Source organism: Streptomyces sp. NPDC018026, assembly GCF_044327745.1.
GTDB lineage: Bacteria > Actinomycetota > Actinomycetes > Streptomycetales > Streptomycetaceae > Streptomyces > Streptomyces rubrogriseus.
Genome location: NZ_JBIRFY010000017.1, coordinates 34,751 through 52,133, shown reverse-complemented (window position 1 = coordinate 52,133; position 17,383 = coordinate 34,751). Strand labels below are relative to the sequence as shown.

Annotated in this window: 20 protein-coding genes; 16 read left to right on the top strand and 4 right to left on the bottom strand. The window is 72.3% G+C overall.

Features of this window, described 5'->3' with window-relative positions; all coding sequences use genetic code 11:
* Positions 1–44: 44 nt before the first annotated feature.
* The gene (locus tag ACH4D3_RS35575) at positions 45–470 is read left to right on the top strand and encodes an ATP-binding protein (protein WP_398331155.1); all 426 of its coding nucleotides are present in this window, start codon (positions 45–47) and stop codon (positions 468–470) included.
* Positions 471–522: 52 nt separating this feature from the next.
* Here the strand turns inward: ACH4D3_RS35575 and ACH4D3_RS35570 are convergent, their stop codons facing one another.
* The gene (locus tag ACH4D3_RS35570; protein WP_398331153.1) at positions 523–1,917 is read right to left on the bottom strand and encodes a SpoIIE family protein phosphatase; all 1,395 of its coding nucleotides are present in this window, start codon (positions 1,915–1,917) and stop codon (positions 523–525) included.
* Positions 1,918–2,175: 258 nt separating this feature from the next.
* On the opposite strand from ACH4D3_RS35570, the gene ACH4D3_RS35565 reads away from it, so the two are divergent.
* Positions 2,176–2,529: a metalloregulator ArsR/SmtB family transcription factor gene (locus tag ACH4D3_RS35565; protein ID WP_189740087.1), complete on the top strand. Its 354-nt coding sequence runs from the start codon at positions 2,176–2,178 to the stop codon at positions 2,527–2,529.
* Positions 2,530–2,543: 14 nt separating this feature from the next.
* Here ACH4D3_RS35565 and ACH4D3_RS35560 read toward each other — a convergent pair whose 3' ends face one another.
* On the bottom strand, positions 2,544–2,681 hold the full coding sequence (locus ACH4D3_RS35560) for a DUF6126 family protein (RefSeq protein ID WP_398331149.1): 138 nt from the start codon (positions 2,679–2,681) through the stop codon (positions 2,544–2,546).
* Entirely contained in the window at positions 2,678–3,016 is a 339-nt protein-coding gene (locus ACH4D3_RS35555; protein ID WP_398331146.1) for an ArsR/SmtB family transcription factor, read from the bottom strand. Before ACH4D3_RS35555 ends, ACH4D3_RS35560 begins: the two co-directional genes overlap by 4 nt.
* A 138-nt stretch (positions 3,017–3,154) precedes the next feature.
* Here ACH4D3_RS35555 and ACH4D3_RS35550 point away from each other — a divergent pair, with 138 nt between their 5' ends.
* The 11 genes from ACH4D3_RS35550 (at position 3,155) to ACH4D3_RS35500 (ending at position 14,447) form a co-directional block, all read left to right on the top strand.
* A complete protein-coding gene (locus ACH4D3_RS35550) occupies positions 3,155–3,778 on the top strand; it encodes a carbonic anhydrase (protein ID WP_398331143.1) in 624 nt (207 codons plus the stop codon).
* A gap of 162 nt (positions 3,779–3,940) precedes the next feature.
* Positions 3,941–4,459: a toxin-antitoxin system HicB family antitoxin gene (locus ACH4D3_RS35545; RefSeq protein WP_398331140.1), complete on the top strand. Its 519-nt coding sequence runs from the start codon at positions 3,941–3,943 to the stop codon at positions 4,457–4,459.
* A 131-nt stretch (positions 4,460–4,590) separates the two neighbouring features.
* The gene (locus ACH4D3_RS35540) at positions 4,591–5,433 is read left to right on the top strand and encodes a DUF4097 family beta strand repeat-containing protein (protein ID WP_398331137.1); all 843 of its coding nucleotides are present in this window, start codon (positions 4,591–4,593) and stop codon (positions 5,431–5,433) included.
* 100 nt (positions 5,434–5,533) lie between these two features.
* Positions 5,534–6,535 carry an ATP-binding cassette domain-containing protein gene (locus ACH4D3_RS35535; RefSeq protein ID WP_398331135.1) on the top strand — a complete coding sequence of 334 codons (1,002 nt, stop codon included), beginning with the start codon at positions 5,534–5,536 and terminating at the stop codon, positions 6,533–6,535.
* Positions 6,532–7,320 carry an ABC transporter permease gene (locus ACH4D3_RS35530; RefSeq protein ID WP_398331132.1) on the top strand — a complete coding sequence of 263 codons (789 nt, stop codon included), beginning with the start codon at positions 6,532–6,534 and terminating at the stop codon, positions 7,318–7,320. Before ACH4D3_RS35535 ends, ACH4D3_RS35530 begins: the two co-directional genes overlap by 4 nt.
* Positions 7,321–7,526: 206 nt before the next feature.
* The gene (gene kdpF / locus ACH4D3_RS35525; RefSeq protein WP_037922167.1) at positions 7,527–7,616 is read left to right on the top strand and encodes a K(+)-transporting ATPase subunit F; all 90 of its coding nucleotides are present in this window, start codon (positions 7,527–7,529) and stop codon (positions 7,614–7,616) included.
* 7 nt (positions 7,617–7,623) lie between these two features.
* Positions 7,624–9,288, top strand: coding sequence for a potassium-transporting ATPase subunit KdpA (gene kdpA / locus ACH4D3_RS35520; RefSeq protein ID WP_398331128.1), 1,665 nt, complete (start codon positions 7,624–7,626; stop codon positions 9,286–9,288).
* Entirely contained in the window at positions 9,285–11,423 is a 2,139-nt protein-coding gene (gene kdpB, locus ACH4D3_RS35515) for a potassium-transporting ATPase subunit KdpB (RefSeq protein WP_398331125.1), read from the top strand. Before kdpA ends, kdpB begins: the two co-directional genes overlap by 4 nt.
* Before the next feature lie 5 nt (positions 11,424–11,428).
* A complete protein-coding gene (locus tag ACH4D3_RS35510; RefSeq protein WP_398331122.1) occupies positions 11,429–12,106 on the top strand; it encodes a potassium-transporting ATPase subunit C in 678 nt (225 codons plus the stop codon).
* A 21-nt stretch (positions 12,107–12,127) separates the two neighbouring features.
* Positions 12,128–13,069, top strand: a complete 942-nt coding sequence (gene sigJ, locus ACH4D3_RS35505; protein ID WP_398331119.1) for an RNA polymerase sigma factor SigJ — start codon at positions 12,128–12,130, stop codon at positions 13,067–13,069.
* Positions 13,070–13,250: 181 nt separating this feature from the next.
* Entirely contained in the window at positions 13,251–14,447 is a 1,197-nt protein-coding gene (locus ACH4D3_RS35500; protein WP_398331116.1) for an NAD(P)/FAD-dependent oxidoreductase, read from the top strand.
* 13 nt (positions 14,448–14,460) lie between these two features.
* Here ACH4D3_RS35500 and ACH4D3_RS35495 read toward each other — a convergent pair whose 3' ends face one another.
* Positions 14,461–15,237 (bottom strand): polysaccharide deacetylase family protein, encoded by a 777-nt coding sequence (locus ACH4D3_RS35495; protein ID WP_398331113.1) that lies wholly within the window; start codon positions 15,235–15,237, stop codon positions 14,461–14,463.
* A 240-nt stretch (positions 15,238–15,477) separates the two neighbouring features.
* On the opposite strand from ACH4D3_RS35495, the gene ACH4D3_RS35490 reads away from it, so the two are divergent.
* From ACH4D3_RS35490 to ACH4D3_RS35480, 3 genes are all read left to right on the top strand, one after another.
* Positions 15,478–16,032: a SigE family RNA polymerase sigma factor gene (locus ACH4D3_RS35490; protein ID WP_398331110.1), complete on the top strand. Its 555-nt coding sequence runs from the start codon at positions 15,478–15,480 to the stop codon at positions 16,030–16,032.
* Positions 16,025–16,603: a hypothetical protein gene (locus ACH4D3_RS35485; RefSeq protein ID WP_398331107.1), complete on the top strand. Its 579-nt coding sequence runs from the start codon at positions 16,025–16,027 to the stop codon at positions 16,601–16,603. Before ACH4D3_RS35490 ends, ACH4D3_RS35485 begins: the two co-directional genes overlap by 8 nt.
* Positions 16,604–16,745: 142 nt before the next feature.
* Entirely contained in the window at positions 16,746–17,348 is a 603-nt protein-coding gene (locus tag ACH4D3_RS35480) for a hypothetical protein (RefSeq protein WP_398331104.1), read from the top strand.
* The last annotated feature ends 35 nt before the right edge of the window (positions 17,349–17,383 follow it).

Genomic DNA, 17,383 nt, shown 5'->3' with positions numbered 1-17,383 from the left:
GGGTCCGCAGGAAGCCGCGGACCGGTTTCCCCTGTGGAGACGCGATGAGCACCCTGCTCCAGCCCCTGCCCCACCGGCACGTGCTCACCCTGCCCGCGGCGCCCCCGGCGGTCCGGGTGGCCCGGGAGACGGCCGAGCAGGCCCTCGCCGAGTGGGGCGTGAACCCGGGGCACCCCGCCGTCGCACCCGCCCTGCTGATCCTCAGCGAACTGGTCACCAACAGCGTCCGCCACGCGTCGCCGCCGAGCGAGCAGGTGACCGTCACGTACGCGGTCGGAGACGACTGCCTGGCCTTCGCCGTGCACGACCGGCACCCGTACCAGCCGCGGCTGCACGGCGCGGAGACCACCGGCCGGACCGGGGGCCTGGCGACCGTCATGGAGCTCACCGGCACCCTGGGCGGCACCGCGGTGGTCCGGGGCGACGGCGACGGCCGGGGCAAGAGCATCTGGATCACGCTCCCGCTGTGAGCCGGAGACCGCTGTGAGCCGCGGACCGCTGTGAGCCGCGGACCGGCCGCCCTCACGAGGCGCCGTAGCTCGTCAGGGGCGGGGTGCGCAGGGCGATGACCGCCTTGTCGTCGTGGCCGTTGCCGGGCCGGTGGGCGACCAGGGCACGGCACAGGTCCTCGGGCGCCAGCCCCGCCAGCCGGGAGGCGGTGACGGCCAGCGCGTCCAGGCCCCGGTCCAGCGGCTGGCCGGGGACCTCCACGAGGCCGTCGGTGAACAGGATGACGGTGCTGTCCACCGGCAGGGGCCGGCAGTGGTCGGGCCGCGGCAGATCGGGCGCCACTCCGAGCGGAAGTCCGGGCTCCACGTCCAGGTAGCGGACCCGCCCGTCGGGCAGCAGCACCAGCGGCTGTGGGTGCCCCGCGCTGGACCAGCGCAGCTGCCAGGTGCCGTCGGCGGGCTCCAGCCGGGCGAGGAGCGCCGTGGCGACCGGGGCCTCGTCCAGGGCCGCGTTCATGATCCGGTCGAGCCGGGCGAGGGAGGTGCTGGGCGCGGCGCCCGGGTCGTAGTACAGGGCGCGCAGCATGTTGCGGATCTGGGACATGTCGGCCGCGGCCCGCAGGTCGTGCCCCACGACGTCGCCGATCACCGCCGCGCAGGCCCCGCCGGGCAGCAGCATGGCGTCGTACCAGTCGCCGCCCACGGCGGCGGGCGCGCTCGCCGGGCGGTAGGCCGCGCCCGCGGAGAAGGGCCGCAGGTCGGGCAGGCGCGGCAGCAGCAGCCGCTGGAACTGCTCGCTGCTGTTCTGGACCTGCTGGTAGAGGCGGGCGTTCTCGATCGCCACGCCCGCCGTGCCGGCCAGCGCGCGGATCACGCCCTCGTCGTGCCGGTCGAAGGGCTGCCCGTCCTTGCGTTCGGAGAGGTAGAGGTTGCCGTAGATCCGGCCGCGCACACTGATCGCCACCCCGAGCAGGCTGCGCATCGGCGGATGTCCGGGCGGGAAGCCCGCCGATTCCGGGTGGCGCGAGATGTTCTTGACCCGCAGCGGCTCGGGGTGGTGGATCAGGTGTCCCAGCAGGCCCCTGCCCCGCGGCAGCTCCACGCCCTCCAGGTCGGCCAGCTCCTTCGTGGTGAGCCCCAGCGGAATGAACTCCTCCAGGAGCCTGCCCTCCTGGTCGAGGACGCCCATGGCCCCGTAGCGGGCGCCCACCAGGTCCATCGCGGTGCGCACGATGCGGCGCAGCACCGCGGGCAGCTCCAGCTCGCCGGTGATGTTCACGACCGCCTGGAGCAGTTCCTGGAGGGTCCGCTGGGCGCGGGCCAGGGCGTGCAGCTGCTCGCCGATCCGGTTCAGGTCGGAGCTGAGCGGCAGGTCGAGGAGCGAGGCGTACGGCTCGTCGGCGCCACTGCGGCCGGTGACCGCCGCGGGCTCCTCGGCGGGGCCCTCACCGGAGTTCTCCTCCGCCATCACGCGTGCCTCGCCTCCCGCCGTGCGGTTCGCCTTCCGCCCACCCTGGCCCGTGGGTCCGGGGCGTGCCGCCCGTCCACAGCCGGTCGGAGTAACCCGGCACCGTCCCGGTGCGACCGGGTTCGTCCCGGCGGATTCGGCCTGGCGGGTGGCTCGGGCGAGGATGGGCGGCATGCTGATGAGGACGGGACGGGCGCGACGCGCCCAGAGCGGGCCGACCGGGCCGCGCCGCCGCGGCGCTAGGAGGGCGAAGGCACGATGAGCACGCCGCTGTACCAGTTGAAGGCCGAGTTCTTCAAGACGCTCGGCCACCCGGCGCGCATCCGCGTCCTGGAACTGCTGAGCGAGCGCGAGCACGCGGTGGCGGAGATGCTCCCCGAGGTGGGGATCGAGCCGGCCCATCTGTCCCAGCAGCTCGCGGTGTTGCGCCGGGCGAACCTGGTGGTGTCCCGCAAGGAGGGATCGACCGTGTACTACTCCCTGACCAGCCCGCAGGTCGCCGAGCTGCTCAGGGTCGCGCGCGGCATCCTGTCCGGCGTGCTCGCCGGGCAGGCCGAACTGCTCGCGGACCTACGGGCCGGACAGCCCGAGCCGGGGCCCGAGCGGGCGTAGGCCCGCGCGGCCGGTCACTTGTGGGCGTGCTCGCCCACGTAGAAGAGCAGCCAGATGAAACCGGCGAGGACGTGCGTGCCGAAGATGTAGAAGCCCGCCCGGATGGCGACGCCGCGCTCGAACCGGCGTTCCTCGTTGCGGCGCCCGCTCATCGGACGGGCTCCGCGGTCCGCAGCTCTTCCAGCAGCCGCCGTTGGCCCGTGAGCAGATCGGAGAGGATCCGCCGGGCGGTGGCCAGCAGCTCGGCGACCTCCCCGCCGGACAGTTCGTACACGACGGTGGAGCCGGTGCGGGTGGCGGTGACGATGCCGGAACGGCGGAGCACGGCGAGCTGCTGGGAGAGGTTCGAGGGCTCGATCTCGATCTCCGCGAGCAGCTCGCGGACCGGCCTCGGACCGGCCTGCAGCAGTTCCAGCACCCGGATGCGTACCGGGTGACCCAGCATCCGGAAGAAGTCGGCCTTCGCCTCGTACAGCGGGACCGGCATTCCGATCACCTCTCGTCCGTCCGTGCAGTCCGTGGAGGATGTATGGATCAAGGCAACTGCTGAATTGAAGAATTCTGCAAGTCCTCCCCACTCTACCGCCTGCCCGCCGTTCCGCCATCGGGCCAGTACCTTGCACCTATGCCTGATCTGAGCCCTTCCTCCCCCGCCGAGGCCTACGCGGCCCTGCTGCAGGGCAACGCCCGTTTCGTGAGCGGTGACCGCCTGCACCCCAACCAGGACGCAGACCGCCGCTCGGAGCTGGCCCCGCGCCAGCATCCGTTCGCGGTGCTCTTCGGGTGCTCGGACTCGCGGCTGGCGGCCGAGATCATCTTCGACCGGGGGCTGGGCGACCTGTTCGTGGTGCGGACGGCCGGTCACGTGGCGGGCGCGGAGGCATTGGGCAGTGTCGAGTACGGCGTGAAGGTGCTGGGCGCACCGCTCGTGGTGGTGCTGGGGCACGACTCCTGCGGCGCGGTCACCGCGGCCGCCGACGCCGTGCACGGCGGTACGGCGCCGGCCGGCTACATCGGGGACGTGGTGGAACGGGTGATCCCGAGCGTGCTCGCGGCGCGCGCCCTGGGCGGCACTGGGATCGACCGGTTCGTGGAGGAGCACATCCGCCGCAGCGTCGACGGTCTGGTGGGGCGCTCGGCGCTGCTGGCGAACGAGGTGGACGCCGGCCGGTGCGCGGTCGTCGGTCTGTCCTACCGGCTGGCCGGGGGGACGGTGAAGCGGGTGGCGTCCCACGGGCTCCCGGAGTAGCCGCCCGACGCATGGCGCCGCCACGATGCTCCCGTGGCGCCACGATGGCACCATGAGGTGTCTCGCTTGTTTTCGCAGGTCGGAGAGGTGTTCGCCCCCTCGCCCTCATGTCGATAGCGTTCGGGCTTGCGTGTGACGCCATAGTGGTGCCACCATGGCGTCATGGATCTCACTCCGTACGTCGACACCCTCCGCCGTGAACTCGCGGTGGCCGCCGAGGCCGGTGGCCACGAAGCCCGCGAACTGGCGGAGCGGCTCATCGCCCCGTTGGAGTCGGCGACCCGGCTGACCATGCTCAACGTGCTCTCCGCCGCGATGGACGAGATCACCCGCGACCTGGCCCCCGGTTCCGTCGACGTACGGCTGCGCGGGCTCGAGCCCGACTTCGTGGTGACGCCGCCGCCCACCGAGGGCGGTGGCTCCGTCGAGCCGGCCGCGCCCGTCGAGACGCTCAAGGCGCCGGCGGCCGCCGACATCGACGAGGGCGGCACCGCCCGCGTCAACCTGCGGCTGCCGGCCCATCTCAAGGCGCGCGCCGAGGAGGCCGCGAGCCGCGAGGGTCTGTCCGTCAACGCCTGGCTGGTACGCGCCGTGTCGGCCGCCGTCGACGGCGGCGGCACCCCGCGTCCGCCGGAGCGGGCCCGCAACGTCGGACAGAGCTTCACGGGCTGGGTGCGCTAGGACGGGCCACAGGGCGGGCCCCGGGACGGGCTCAGCCTCTCGCGCTCGCGCCCCGAGAGAACCACAGCACAGCGCTCACACCACGTCCCACCAGCGGGGACACCCCACGGACTCATGAGGACGGTACAGCCATGCCTTCTTTCGACACTCCCCGGCCGATCGCGGTGACCGCCCACGTGGGCGCCGGTTCCATCCGGTTCACCGCGGGCGACCGGCTCGACACGGTCGTCGAGGTGCTGCCCGTCGACCCCGGGCGGGACAGGGACGTACGGGCTGCCGAGCAGACCGAGGTCTCCTGCGCGAGCGGCGTCCTGACGATCAGCACGAAGGAGCGCCGCTTCATCGGGCCCTCCGGCGCCGTCGACGTGACGGTGGAGCTGCCCACGGGCTCACGCGTCGACATGGAGGGCTCCTGGACCCAGGTCCTCGGCGAGGGCCGGCTCGGCGAGGTCCGGGTGAAGACCCCGGGCGGTGACGTCCGCCTGGACACGACGGGGCCGCTCCAGCTCACCGCCTCCCACGGCTCGGTCACCGTGGACCGGGTCGAGGGCTCGGCCGAGATCACCACCAGCTCCGGCAGCGTCCGCGTCGGCGTCCTCGACGGTCCGGCCGTACTGAAGAACTCGCACGGCTCCACGACCGTGGGCGCCGCGCTCGGCGACCTGCGGGTGAAGAACGCCAACGGTGACATCAACGTCGCCCACGCCGAGGCCTCGCTCACCGCGACCACCGCCCACGGCACCCTGCGGGTGGACGAGGTGGCCCGCGGCGAGATCCGGCTGGAGACCTCCTACGGCGCCATCGAGGTCGGCGTCCGCGAGGGCACGGCGGCCTGGCTCGACGTGCGTTCGAGCGGCGGGCAGGTGCGCAACACCCTCACCGCGTCCGACAGTCCCGCCGAGACCGAGGAGACCGTGAAGGTCCACGCCCGCACCCGGTACGGAAACATCGACGTCCGCCGCGCCAAGGCCTGAGCGCCGCGCCCGCCGCTGTACGTCAGTCACCCGCCCCTGTACGTCAGTCACCCACCCCTGTCATCCCCCGGAACGGGAGGGCTCCATGCCTTCATCTGTCATGCCCACGTCCAATTCGGCAGCCGGTCCGCAGGCACCCGCCGCCGTCTCCGCCGTGGGTCTGCGCAAGTCCTACGGCGACAAGACCGTCCTCGACGGCATCGACCTGCGGATCCCGGCCGGTTCGGTGTTCGCGCTGCTCGGCCCGAACGGCGCGGGCAAGACCACGACCGTGCAGATCCTCTCCACCCTCGTCTCCGCCGACGGCGGGCAGGCCCAGGTGGCGGGCCACGACCTCGCCGCCGCCCCGCAGGCCGTGCGCGGCGCGATCGGGGTCACCGGCCAGTTCTCCGCCGTGGACGGCCTGATCACCGGCGAGGAGAACATGCTCCTCATGGCCGACCTGCACCACCTGCCCCGGCGCGAGGGCCGGCGGGTCGCCGCCGAACTGCTGGAGCGCTTCGACCTCACCGAAGCCGCGCACAAGCCCGCCTCCACCTACTCCGGCGGCATGAAACGCCGCCTGGACATCGCCATGACCCTGGTCGGCGACCCCCGGATCATCTTCCTCGACGAACCCACCACCGGCCTCGACCCCCGCTCCCGCCACACCATGTGGCAGATCATCCGCGCCCTCGTCACCAGCGGCGTCACCGTCTTCCTCACCACCCAGTACCTGGAAGAGGCCGACGAACTCGCCGACCGCATCGCCGTACTCCACAACGGAAAAATCGCCGCCGAAGGCACCGCCGACGAACTCAAACGGATCGTCCCCGGCGGACACGTCCGGCTCCGCTTCACCGACCCCACCACCTACCGCGACGCCACCACCGCCCTGCCCCACGGCACCGGCGACGACGACACCCTCACCCTGAAGATCCCCAGCGACGGCAGCCAACGCGACCTGCGCACCGTCCTGGACCGCCTCGACGACGCGGGCATCGAGGCCGACGAACTCACCGTCCACACCCCCGACCTCGACGACGTCTTCTTCGCCCTCACCACGACCACCACCGCCACCGTCCCCGCCCAGACCGACCCGCTGAAGGAGACCCTCCGATGAGCAATCTCAGCCTCGCCGTGCGCGACTCCTCCACCATGCTGCGCCGCAACCTCCTGCACGCCCGCCGCTACCCCTCCCTCACCCTGAACCTCCTGCTCACGCCCGTCATGCTGCTGCTCCTCTTCGTCTACGTCTTCGGGGACACGATGAGCGCCGGCATCGGCGGCGGCGCCGACCGGTCCGCGTACATCGCCTACCTCGTACCGGGCCTGGTGCTGATGACGATCGGGTCCACCACGATCGGCACCGCGGTCTCCGTCTCCAACGACATGACCGAGGGCATCATCGCCCGCTTCCGCACCATGCCCATCCACCGCGGCTCGGTGATCACCGGGCACGTCGTCGGCAGTGTGCTGCAGTCGGTGATCAGCGTGGTCCTCGTCGGCGCCGTCGCCGCGGCCATCGGCTTCCGTTCCACCGACGCGACCCTCCTGGAGTGGCTCGCGGCCTTCGCCCTGGTCGTCCTGTTCGCCACCGCGCTCACCTGGATCGCGGTCGGCATGGGCCTGATCAGCCCGAACGCCGAGGCCGCCGGCAACAACGCGCTGCCGCTGATCTTCCTCCCGCTGATCTCCAGCACCTTCGTCCCCATCAACGCCATGCCCGGCTGGTTCCAGCCGATCGCCGAGTACCAGCCGTTCACGCCCGCCATCGAGACCCTGCGCGGCCTCCTCCTCGGCACCGGGATCGGCCACAACGGCTGGCTCGCCCTCGTCTGGTGCCTCGCCCTCACCGTGCTCGGCTACGTCTGGTCGAAGTCGCTCTTCAACCGCGACGAGAAGTAGGGCGTCAGAGAGGTGTCAAAGGCGTTCGCGCCGCCGTATGGAAGCCATCAACGGCGGCCGAAAACGGTCGGAACGGGGCTCTCATCTCGTTGTCAGCTTCTTTCCGAACCTCACTAGGAGCCAGCGATGGCCGACGTGGCCTTCGTCGTCACCATGATCGCGGTGTTCGCGTTCGTGGCCCTTGTCGCCAAGGGGGTGACGAAGCTGTGACCGCGGAGAACATCGTCGGCCTGATCGTGGCCGTCGCCCTGCTCGGTTACCTCGTCCTCGCCCTGATCCACCCGGAGAGGTTCTGAGCACCGCATGAGCCCCGTCCTCGCCGGCGTGCTCCAGCTGCTCGCCCTCATGGCCGCGCTGGCGCTCGCCTACGTCCCCCTCGGCAACTACATGGCCCGTGTCTACTGCTCGCCCAAGCACCTGTGGGTCGAGAAGTGGATCTACAAGGGCATCGGTGCGGACCCGGACACGGAGATGCGCTGGCCCGCCTACCTGCGCGGCGTCCTCGCCTTCTCCCTCGCCGGGGTCCTCTTCCTGTACCTGCTCCAGCGGCTCCAGGGCGTGCTGCCCGGCTCGCTCGGCTTCGCCTCCATCGACCCGGACCAGGCGTTCAACACCGCCGCGTCCTTCGTCGCCAACACCAACTGGCAGTCGTACTACGGCGAGCAGGCCATGGGCCACGTCGTGCAGACCGCCGGTCTGGCCGTGCAGAACTTCGTCTCGGCGGCCGTCGGCATCGCCGTCGCCGTCGCCCTCGTGCGCGGCTTCGCGCGGTCCCGCACCGGTGAACTGGGCAACTTCTGGGCCGACCTGGTCCGCGGGGTCGTCCGCGTCCTGGTGCCGATCGCCCTGGTCGGCGCGGTGATCCTGGTGGCCTGCGGCGTCATCCAGAACTTCTCCGGCATCCACGAGGTCGGCCAGTTCCTGGGCGCGCCGCAGCAGTGGAACGGGGGCGCGGTCGCCTCGCAGGAGGTGATCAAGGAGCTGGGCACCAACGGCGGCGGCTACTTCAACGCCAACTCCGCCCACCCCTTCGAGAACCCGACGCCGTTCACCAACCTGTTCGAGATCTTCCTGATCCTGCTGATCCCGGTCGCGCTGACCCGGACCTTCGGCGTCATGACCGGCTCGGTGCGCCAGGGTTACGCGATCCTCGGGACGATGGCCACCATCTGGGTCGGCTTCGTCGCCCTGATGATGTGGACCGAGTTCGCCCACCACGGCCCCGCGCTGCAGGCGGCCGGCGGCGCGATGGAGGGCAAGGAGCTGCGTTTCGGGATCGGCGGCTCGTCGCTCTTCGCGGTGACCACGACCCTCACCTCGACCGGCGCGGTGGACTCCTTCCACTCCTCCTACACCGGGCTCGGCGGCGGCATCACCATGCTCGGCATGATGCTGGGCGAGATCGCGCCCGGCGGCGTCGGGTCCGGGCTCTACGGCATGCTGGTCATGGCGGTCATCGCGGTGTTCATCGCGGGGCTCATGGTCGGCCGCACCCCGGAGTACCTGGGCAAGAAGATCGGCACCCGCGAGATCAAGTTCGCCGCCTGCTACATCCTGATCACCCCGGCCCTGGTCCTGGTGTTCACGGCCGCGGCGATGGCCCTGCCCACCCCGGGCGACTCGATGACCAACAGCGGGGCGCACGGCTTCTCCGAGATCCTGTACGCCTACACCTCCGCCTCGAACAACAACGGCTCGGCCTTCGCGGGCCTGAACGCCGACACCCAGTGGTTCAACACCACCCTCGGCCTCGCCATGCTGCTGGGCCGGTTCGTGCCGATGGTGTTCGTCCTGGCGCTCGCGGGCTCGCTGGCCCGGCAGCAGCCCGTTCCCGCCACCGCGGGCACGCTGCGCACCGAGAAGCCGCTCTTCGCCGGCCTGCTGGTCGGCGCCGTACTGATCATCACCGGTCTGACCTACTTCCCGGCCCTCGCCCTGGGCCCGCTCGCCGAAGGGCTGGCGGCATGAACACCGACACGCACAAGACCGACCCGTGGAACCAAGGGAACGCGATGTCCACAACCACCCCGGCCCGGGCGCCGCACGACGACGCACCCTCCGGGCACCAGCCCGGTCAGGGCCGCGTCGGCGGGGGACTCTTCGACCCCAAGCAGCTGGTCAAGTCGCTGCCCGACGCGTTCCGCAAGCTCGACCCGCGGGTGATGGTGAAGTCGCCCGTCATGTTCGTCGTCCTCGTCGGCTCCGTGCTGACCACGGCCTTCTCCTTCACCGATCCCGGTGACTGGTTCGGCTGGACGATCAGCGCCTGGCTCTGGCTGACCGTGCTCTTCGCCAACCTGGCGGAGGCGGTCGCCGAGGGCCGCGGCAAGGCCCAGGCCGACACCCTGCGCAAGGCCAAGACCGACACCGTCGCCCACCGCGCCGACGGCACCACGGTGCCCGGCACCGCGCTCACGGTCGGCGACCTGGTCGTCTGCGAGGCCGGGGACGTCATCCCCGGCGACGGCGACGTCGTCGAGGGCGTCGCCTCGGTTGACGAGTCGGCGATCACCGGCGAGTCGGCACCCGTCATCCGCGAGTCCGGCGGCGACCGGTCCGCGGTCACCGGCGGGACCAAGGTGCTCTCCGACCGCATCGTCGTCCGGATCACCACGAAGCCGGGCGAGACCTTCATCGACCGGATGATCAGCCTGGTCGAGGGAGCGGCCCGGCAGAAGACGCCGAACGAGATCGCGCTCAACATCCTGCTGGCCTCGCTGACCGTCGTCTTCCTGCTGGCCTGCGCCACCCTCCCGCCGTTCGCCGACTACGCGGGCACCCACCTGGACATGATCGTGCTGGTGGCCCTGCTGGTCTGCCTCATCCCGACCACGATCGGCGCCCTGCTCTCCGCGATCGGCATCGCGGGCATGGACCGCCTGGTGCAGCGCAACGTGCTGGCGATGTCCGGCCGCGCGGTCGAGGCCGCCGGTGACGTCTCCACGCTGCTCCTCGACAAGACCGGCACGATCACGCTGGGCAACCGGCAGGCGGCCGAGTTCGTGCCGGTGGGCGGTGTGACGGCGGCCGAGGTCGCCGACGCCGCCCAGCTCTCCTCGCTCGCCGACGAGACGCCCGAGGGCCGCTCGATCGTGGTCCTCGCCAAGGAGAAGTACGGCCTGCGCGAGCGCCACCAAGGTGAACTCGTCGGCGCCGAATGGATCGGGTTCACCGCCCAGACCCGCATGTCCGGTGTGGACGCCGACGGCCGCAAGGTCCGCAAGGGCGCGGCGGGCTCCGTCGTCGCCTGGGTCCGGGAGCGCGGCGGCTCGGTGACCGAGGACGCGGACACGGCGGTCGAGCGCATCTCCGCGGCGGGCGGCACACCGCTGCTCGTCGCCGTCGAGGACGAGCGCGGCGCCCGCGTCCTCGGCGTCGTCCACCTCAAGGACGTCGTCAAGCAGGGCATGCGCGAGCGGTTCGACGAGCTGCGCCGGATGGGCATCAAGACCGTCATGATCACGGGCGACAACCCGCTGACGGCCCGGGCGATCGCCGAGGAGGCGGGCGTGGACGACTACCTCGCCGAGGCCACGCCCGAGGACAAGATGGCCCTCATCAAGCGCGAGCAGGCCGGCGGCAAACTGGTCGCGATGACCGGCGACGGCACCAACGACGCCCCCGCGCTGGCCCAGGCGGACGTCGGCGTGGCGATGAACACCGGCACGTCGGCCGCCAAGGAGGCCGGCAACATGGTCGACCTCGACTCCAACCCCACCAAGCTGATCGAGATCGTCGAGATCGGCAAGCAACTGCTGATCACGCGCGGGGCGCTCACGACGTTCTCCATCGCCAACGACGTCGCCAAGTACTTCGCGATCATCCCGGCGCTCTTCGCGGCCGTCTACCCGGGCCTGGACAAGCTCAACATCATGGGCCTGTCCTCCCCGGACTCCGCGATCCTGTCCGCGGTGATCTTCAACGCGCTGATCATCGTCGTGCTGGTGCCGCTCGCGCTGAAGGGCGTGCGCTACCGGCCCATGAGCGCCGACCGGATGCTGCGCCGCAACCTCGGCGTCTACGGACTGGGCGGGCTGGTCGCCCCGTTCCTCGGCATCAAGCTCATCGACCTGATCGTCTCCCTCATCCCCGGGATCGGCTGACCGACATGAACACTTCCCTGACCAACGCCGCCCGGCTGTTCACGGCGGGCCTGCGCGCCCTGCTCGTCCTGACCGTGGTCACCGGCATCGTCTACCCGCTCGTCGTCACCGGCGTCGCCCAGGGGCTGTTCCCCGGGAACGCGAACGGCTCCGAGACCGAGGCGGGCGGGAAGGTCGTCGGCTCCTCCCTCATCGGCCAGTCCTACAACCTGCCGCTGAAGGAGGGCCAGGACACCCCGGAGCCGGACCTGAAATGGTTCCAGGGCCGCCCGGCCAACGGCCTCGGCACCAACACCGTGAACACCCAGTACGAGCTGATCCTGTCCGGGGCCACCAACCGTTCCGCCGACAACCCGGAGCTCCTCCAGTGGGTGAAGGACGCCAAGGCCGCCGTCGTCAAGGACAACTCCGTGCCCGGACACCCCGTGCGGCCCGAGGACGTGCCCGCGGACGCCGTCACCTCCTCCGGCTCCGGCCTGGACCCGGACATCTCCCCGCGGTACGCCGACCTCCAGGTGCACCGGGTCGCCGCGAAGAACGGCCTGCCCGCCGACCGCGTCCAGAAGCTCGTCGACGAGCACACCACCCCCCGCACTCTCGGCTTCATCGGCGAACCGCGGGTGAACGTCCTGGAACTCAACATCGCGCTCGGGGAACTGGTGGCGCCGGGGGCCGGGCACTGAGCCGCGGTTAGAATCCGGGCCATGGCCCTGACCGTGAGCGACGTGGAACGGTTCGAGGCCTCCAGGCACCGTCTGGAGGCCATCGCCTACCGCCTCCTCGGCTCGGCGAGCGAGGCGGAGGACGCCGTGCAGGAGACGTTCCTGCGCTGGCAGGCGGCCGACGTCGCACGCGTCGAGGTTCCCGAGGCCTGGCTGACGAAGGTCCTCACCAACCTGTGCCTCAACCAGCTCACCTCGGCCCGCGCCCGCCGGGAGACCTACGTGGGCCAGTGGCTGCCCGAGCCGCTGCTCGCCGGGGACCCGATGCTCGGCCCCGCGGAGACGGCCGAGCAGCGCGAGTCGGTCTCCCTGGCGGTCCTCGCCCTGCTGGAGCGGCTCTCACCGGCCGAGCGGGCGGTGTACGTCCTGCGTGAGGCCTTCGGGTACGCGCACCGGGAGATCGCCGCGATCCTCGACATCACGGAGGACGCCAGCCAGCAGACCCTGCACCGGGCCAGGAAGCACGTCGCGCAGGGCAGGGCCCGTACCGAGGTCGACGAGGCCGCGGCCCGGCGGATCGTCGACGAGTTCCTCGCGGCGGCCACCAGCGGCCGTACCGAACCGCTGGTCGAGCTGCTCACCCGGGACGCCGTGTCGATCGGCGACGGCGGCGGGAAGGTGCCGGCCCGCGCCAAGGCGTTCGAGGGCGCCCACGCCGTGGCGACGTTCCTGCGGGGGCTGTTCAAGCCCGGCAGGGCCAAGCGCGAGCTCACCGGCGGTCCGGCCGAGATCCACGCCGCCACCGCCAACGGCGACCCCGCCCTGGTGGCCGTCGTGCACGGCCGGGTCATCGGGATCATGTGCCTGGAGGTCACCCCCGAGGGGGTCGCGGGCGTCCGCAACCAGGTCAACCCCGACAAGCTCGAACGCGCCGCCCGCCGCTGGGAGGCCGGCGAGCACGGGGAACCCCTGTTCCGGATCTGACCCGGAGCTGACCCGGATCTCCCGGGTCTTCCCGGACCTCGCCGCTCCTCCCCGCGCGCCCCCGGCCGGAATGTGGTGCGCGTCACTCCCCACCCCTGTCAGGAATCGGCGGGCTGCCCGGTTCAAGGGGCGAGTTCCGCCGGAGAGAGAGCGCCGGCGGCCGGAGACAAGGGAGCACGTCATGCAGCACACCCCGCGGCACCGCATCGTCGTCCTGGGCGCCGGATACGCCGGAGCCGTCGCCGCCGGCCGTCTCGCCAGGCGGCTGCGGAGCGAGGACGCGGCCATCACCCTCGTCAACGCCGAGCCCCACTTCGTCGAACGGGTCAGGATGCATCAGCTCGCCGTCGGCCAGGACCTCAGGGCCCGGCCGCTCGACGAGATGTTCGCGAAGACCGGGGTCGAGGTGCGGATCGCGAAGGTCACCGGCGTGGACGCCGACCGCAGGACCGTCGCCGTCACCGACGAGGACGGCACCGGTGAACTGGTCTACGACACCCTCGTCTACGCCCTCGGCAGCGCCTGGAACCCGCAGGACGTCCCCGGTGCGGCGGAGCACGCCCACGAGCTGGCCGGCCGCCCGGGAGCGCTCCGGCTGCGCGAACGCCTGGCGGGGCTGGAGGCCGGCCGTACCGTGGTCGTCGTCGGCGGCGGGCTCACCGGCCTGGAGGCCGCGTCCGAGATCGCCGAGGCCCGCCCGGACCTCGATGTGTCGCTCACGGCCCGCGGCGAACTCGGCGACTGGCTCTCCCCCAAGGGCCGCCGTCACCTGCGGAAGGTCTTCACCACCCTGGGCATCACGGCACACGAGAACGCCGCCGTCACGGCCGTGGCCGCGGACCACGTCGTCACCGCCGACGGCACGTCCGTCCCGGCCGACGTCACGGTGTGGACCACCGGCTTCGCCGTCCACCCCCTGGCGAGCGCCACCACGCTGAACGTGACCGACACCGGCCGGATCGTCGTCGACGGGACCATGCGCTCGGTGTCCCACCCGGACGTGTACGCGGTCGGCGACGCGGCGCTGGCGGCGGGCCCCGGCGACAAGCCGCTGCGGATGTCGTGCGCCTCGGGCGTGCCCACCGCCTGGCAGGCCGCCGACGCCATCGCGGCCCGGCTGACCGGCGGGAAGCTGCCGAACGTGACGCCGCGCTACTTCAACCAGTGCATCTCGCTGGGCCGCGGCCAGGGCCTGATCCAGTACGTCACCGCCGACGACCGGGCCGTGCGCGCGGCCCTGACCGGACGGCTCGCCGCCCTCTACAAGGAACTCGTCTGCAAGTCGGCCGCCTGGGGCGTCGCCAACCCGACCCTCGGCGTCCCGACCCGCCGCCGCCCGGTGGCGTCCCGCACCCCGGAGCCGGTCCCGACGGTCTGAACGAGGGGCCGGCTCAGCGCACCGGGAAGCCGAAGGTGCGGCCCTGCTCCTTCAGCCAGGGCAGCACCTGCCGCAGGGCTTCCACGGTCTGGGTGCGGTCGCCCCCGGCGTCGTGGAAGAGGATGGTCGGGCCGTTGGACAGCTCCCGCTTGACGGTGGCGACGATGGCGTCGGTACCCGGCCGCTCGAAGTCCTTGGTGTCCACGTTCCAGCCCAGCGGGCGCATGCCGTGGGAGGCGGCGAGCTTGCGGCTGTAGGGGGTGAACGCCCCGCCGGGGGCACGGTAGTACACCGGCCGCACGCCCCCGGACGCCTCGGTGATCATGCGCTCGGCGTCGAGGATCTCCTTGGACTGGTAGGCCTCGGACTTCTTGTCCATGGTGGTGTCGTGCGACACCGTGTGGTCGCACAGCCGGTGCCCGGCCGCGACGACGTCCTTCACGAGGTCCGGGTGGGCCTCGGCCTGAAGGCCCGTCATGCAGAAGGTGGCCTTGACGCCGTACTCCTTCAGCAGGTCGAGCACTTGAGGGGTCCAGGCGGGGTCGGGGCCGTCGTCGATGGTGATGTTCACGCCGCGCGGCCCCGCCTCCGAGGCGTGCGCGATGCTGATGTCGACGGGCTTGGCGTCGCCGCCCGGCGTGGCCGACGCGGACGCCCGCGGCGCCGCGCCGTCGCCGACGGAGTCGGCCTGCGCGGTCCACACCGAGGCGCCCACGGCGAGCACCGTCACACCGAGCGCCGCCCCGACCACCTTGCCGTACCAGCCCCGCCCACCACCGTGCCGTGCCATGTCCGCCGCCCCGCCTTCGCGTAGTCGCCCGCCGCCGGTCCCCGATCACGTCGGGGACCACATGACAGGACGGGAGAAACCCGCCGCGGGATCCCTCCGTTACCGATCACGGACAATCCCGGGGGAGTTCGCGGACAACTCGACGGGCCACGGCGCGACCTGCTCGGCGATCGGCCAACGACACGGGCTTCTTGTACCGGAGGGCGGTCGGGTGGCACCGTGCAGCCTGACGGGGGAGACATGCGACCACCAGACGAACCGAGCACCGGCCGGGGTGCGGACACGCACGAGTTCGACGCCTTCTACGCCGAGAGCGTCGGCCGGCTCATCGGGCACCTGTACGCGATGACGGGCGACCTCGCCGAGGCCCAGGACGTGGTCCAGGAGGCCTTCGCCCGGGCCTGGGAACGGCGGACCGAGCTGGACCTGAACGGTGCCCCCGAGGCGTGGGTGCGCACGGTGGCCTGGCGGTTGGCGGTCAGCCGGTGGCGGAAGGTGCGCACCGCGCTCGCCTTCGCCCGGCGCCAGGGCCCGCCGGCCGCCGTTCCGCCCCCGGAACCGCACCATGTGCTGCTGGTCCAGGCGCTGCGGCGGATACCCGAGGCGCAACGACGGGCCGTGGTGCTCCACCACCTGTGCGACCTGACGGTCGAGCAGGTGGCCGCCGAGGTCGGCAGCCCGGTCGGTACGGTCAAGGCGCAGCTGAGCCGGGGCCGGGCGGCGCTGGCCCGGCTGCTGTCCGACACCGAGCTGGATCCGCGGACGAGTCGCCTGCCGGAGGTGCGACATGGCTGACAGGCTGGAGGAGTCCCTGGCGGACCTCGCCGAGTCGGGCCGCCGGCACGCGGTGCCGCCGGCCCCGGAGCGGATCCGGGCGCGCGGCGAGCAGCGCCTGCGCCGCAGGCGGGCCGCACTGGCGTCCGGCGGCGCGCTGCTGGCCGCGGCGGTGGCCCTGGGCGGCCTGTCGCTGGTCCGGGCCGCCCGGGACCCCGAGCCGCCCGCCGTCGTGCCGACGGCGACCGCTTCGCCCTTCGTGCCGCCGACGCCCGCTCGGGGAGCGGAGTACGCCGAGGAACTGGCCTATGTGTACGACGCGGTGGCCGAGGGCGACACGGTGCGGGTCACCGTCGAGCCGCTGCGTACCGCGCGGGGCGGGGCGACGCCCACGGGCGGGACGCACACGCTGACCCTGCCGCGGGGGACGCCGGTCGAGGCGCGGCGGCTGTCCGGCGGGAACCCGGCGGACCTGCGACTGGACGAGCTGCTGGACCCGCTGGCCGCCGGACGGAAGTGGGCCTTCGCGATCGACTACGACGGCGAGGGCCGAGTGCACTCGCTGCGGGAGGCGTACTGGCTCGGCGACTGACCCCGCGGGTGCCGTAGGGGGTGCCGGACGGGTCGTCGGCGGCGGCGGGCGAACAATTCGCGACGCGATGCAACCCGCCGGGTGGGCCGGCGCGTAGAGAGTGCGTATCCAGAACGCACCACGTCCTTGGGGGGACTTCACCATGCGCGTCGCACACCGCCGGACCACCACCGTCCGCTGCCTCACCGCCCTCACCGTCCTCACCGTCGGCCTGCTGGCCCTCACCGGGTGCGGCGGCGGACCGGACGACGGACCGGACGACGGGCAGACCGCCACCGCCACTGCCACTGCCACTGCCACCGCCACCGTGTCCGTGACCTCGGCGCCGTCCGCTCCGTCGCCGGACGGGACGGCCCCGAGCACCGAGCCGAGTACCGAGCCGAGCGCCACCGCGGCCCGCTGGGCCGGCACCAAGCAGTTCGTGCAGATCGACGACGCCCGGACCGCCGACGGACGGACCTACCTGTCGGTGCGGCCCGCCGAGAAGAAGCCCCATCCCCAGTTCGAGGCATGGGTGATCGTCCCGGGCGAGGGGCCCTACACCGAGGTGAGCATGACCGAGGACGCGCAGGTGCTCCTGTCGGTCCCGCTCGGCGACGCGAAGCACCCCGCCGCGTATGCCCAGGACGAGTTCGTCCGCCGCCTGACGGCCCGGCCCTCCTCGGACCGCGCGGTCCTCGGCTTCGATCTGAGCTTCGACGGCCAGGGGCGGGTCACCAGGGTGCAGTCGCTGTACACGCCCTGAGGCCCGACCGCGACCGCGGACGCGGGGGCCGACGG

Coding starts and splice junctions, on each gene's coding strand:
- ACH4D3_RS35565 (WP_189740087.1), top strand. CDS start 2,176: ATGAGCACGCCGCTGTACCAGTTGAAGGCCGAGTTCTTCAAGACGCTC.
- ACH4D3_RS35560 (WP_398331149.1), bottom strand. CDS start 2,681: ATGAGCGGGCGCCGCAACGAGGAACGCCGGTTCGAGCGCGGCGTCGCC.
- ACH4D3_RS35555 (WP_398331146.1), bottom strand. CDS start 3,016: ATGCCGGTCCCGCTGTACGAGGCGAAGGCCGACTTCTTCCGGATGCTG.
- ACH4D3_RS35575 (WP_398331155.1), top strand. CDS start 45: ATGAGCACCCTGCTCCAGCCCCTGCCCCACCGGCACGTGCTCACCCTG.
- ACH4D3_RS35510 (WP_398331122.1), top strand. CDS start 11,429: ATGAACACTTCCCTGACCAACGCCGCCCGGCTGTTCACGGCGGGCCTG.
- sigJ (WP_398331119.1), top strand. CDS start 12,128: ATGGCCCTGACCGTGAGCGACGTGGAACGGTTCGAGGCCTCCAGGCAC.
- ACH4D3_RS35485 (WP_398331107.1), top strand. CDS start 16,025: ATGGCTGACAGGCTGGAGGAGTCCCTGGCGGACCTCGCCGAGTCGGGC.
- ACH4D3_RS35530 (WP_398331132.1), top strand. CDS start 6,532: ATGAGCAATCTCAGCCTCGCCGTGCGCGACTCCTCCACCATGCTGCGC.
- kdpA (WP_398331128.1), top strand. CDS start 7,624: ATGAGCCCCGTCCTCGCCGGCGTGCTCCAGCTGCTCGCCCTCATGGCC.
- ACH4D3_RS35540 (WP_398331137.1), top strand. CDS start 4,591: ATGCCTTCTTTCGACACTCCCCGGCCGATCGCGGTGACCGCCCACGTG.
- ACH4D3_RS35500 (WP_398331116.1), top strand. CDS start 13,251: ATGCAGCACACCCCGCGGCACCGCATCGTCGTCCTGGGCGCCGGATAC.
- ACH4D3_RS35480 (WP_398331104.1), top strand. CDS start 16,746: ATGCGCGTCGCACACCGCCGGACCACCACCGTCCGCTGCCTCACCGCC.
- kdpB (WP_398331125.1), top strand. CDS start 9,285: ATGAACACCGACACGCACAAGACCGACCCGTGGAACCAAGGGAACGCG.
- ACH4D3_RS35495 (WP_398331113.1), bottom strand. CDS start 15,237: ATGGCACGGCACGGTGGTGGGCGGGGCTGGTACGGCAAGGTGGTCGGG.
- ACH4D3_RS35550 (WP_398331143.1), top strand. CDS start 3,155: ATGCCTGATCTGAGCCCTTCCTCCCCCGCCGAGGCCTACGCGGCCCTG.
- ACH4D3_RS35570 (WP_398331153.1), bottom strand. CDS start 1,917: ATGGCGGAGGAGAACTCCGGTGAGGGCCCCGCCGAGGAGCCCGCGGCG.
- ACH4D3_RS35490 (WP_398331110.1), top strand. CDS start 15,478: ATGCGACCACCAGACGAACCGAGCACCGGCCGGGGTGCGGACACGCAC.
- ACH4D3_RS35545 (WP_398331140.1), top strand. CDS start 3,941: ATGGATCTCACTCCGTACGTCGACACCCTCCGCCGTGAACTCGCGGTG.
- ACH4D3_RS35535 (WP_398331135.1), top strand. CDS start 5,534: ATGCCCACGTCCAATTCGGCAGCCGGTCCGCAGGCACCCGCCGCCGTC.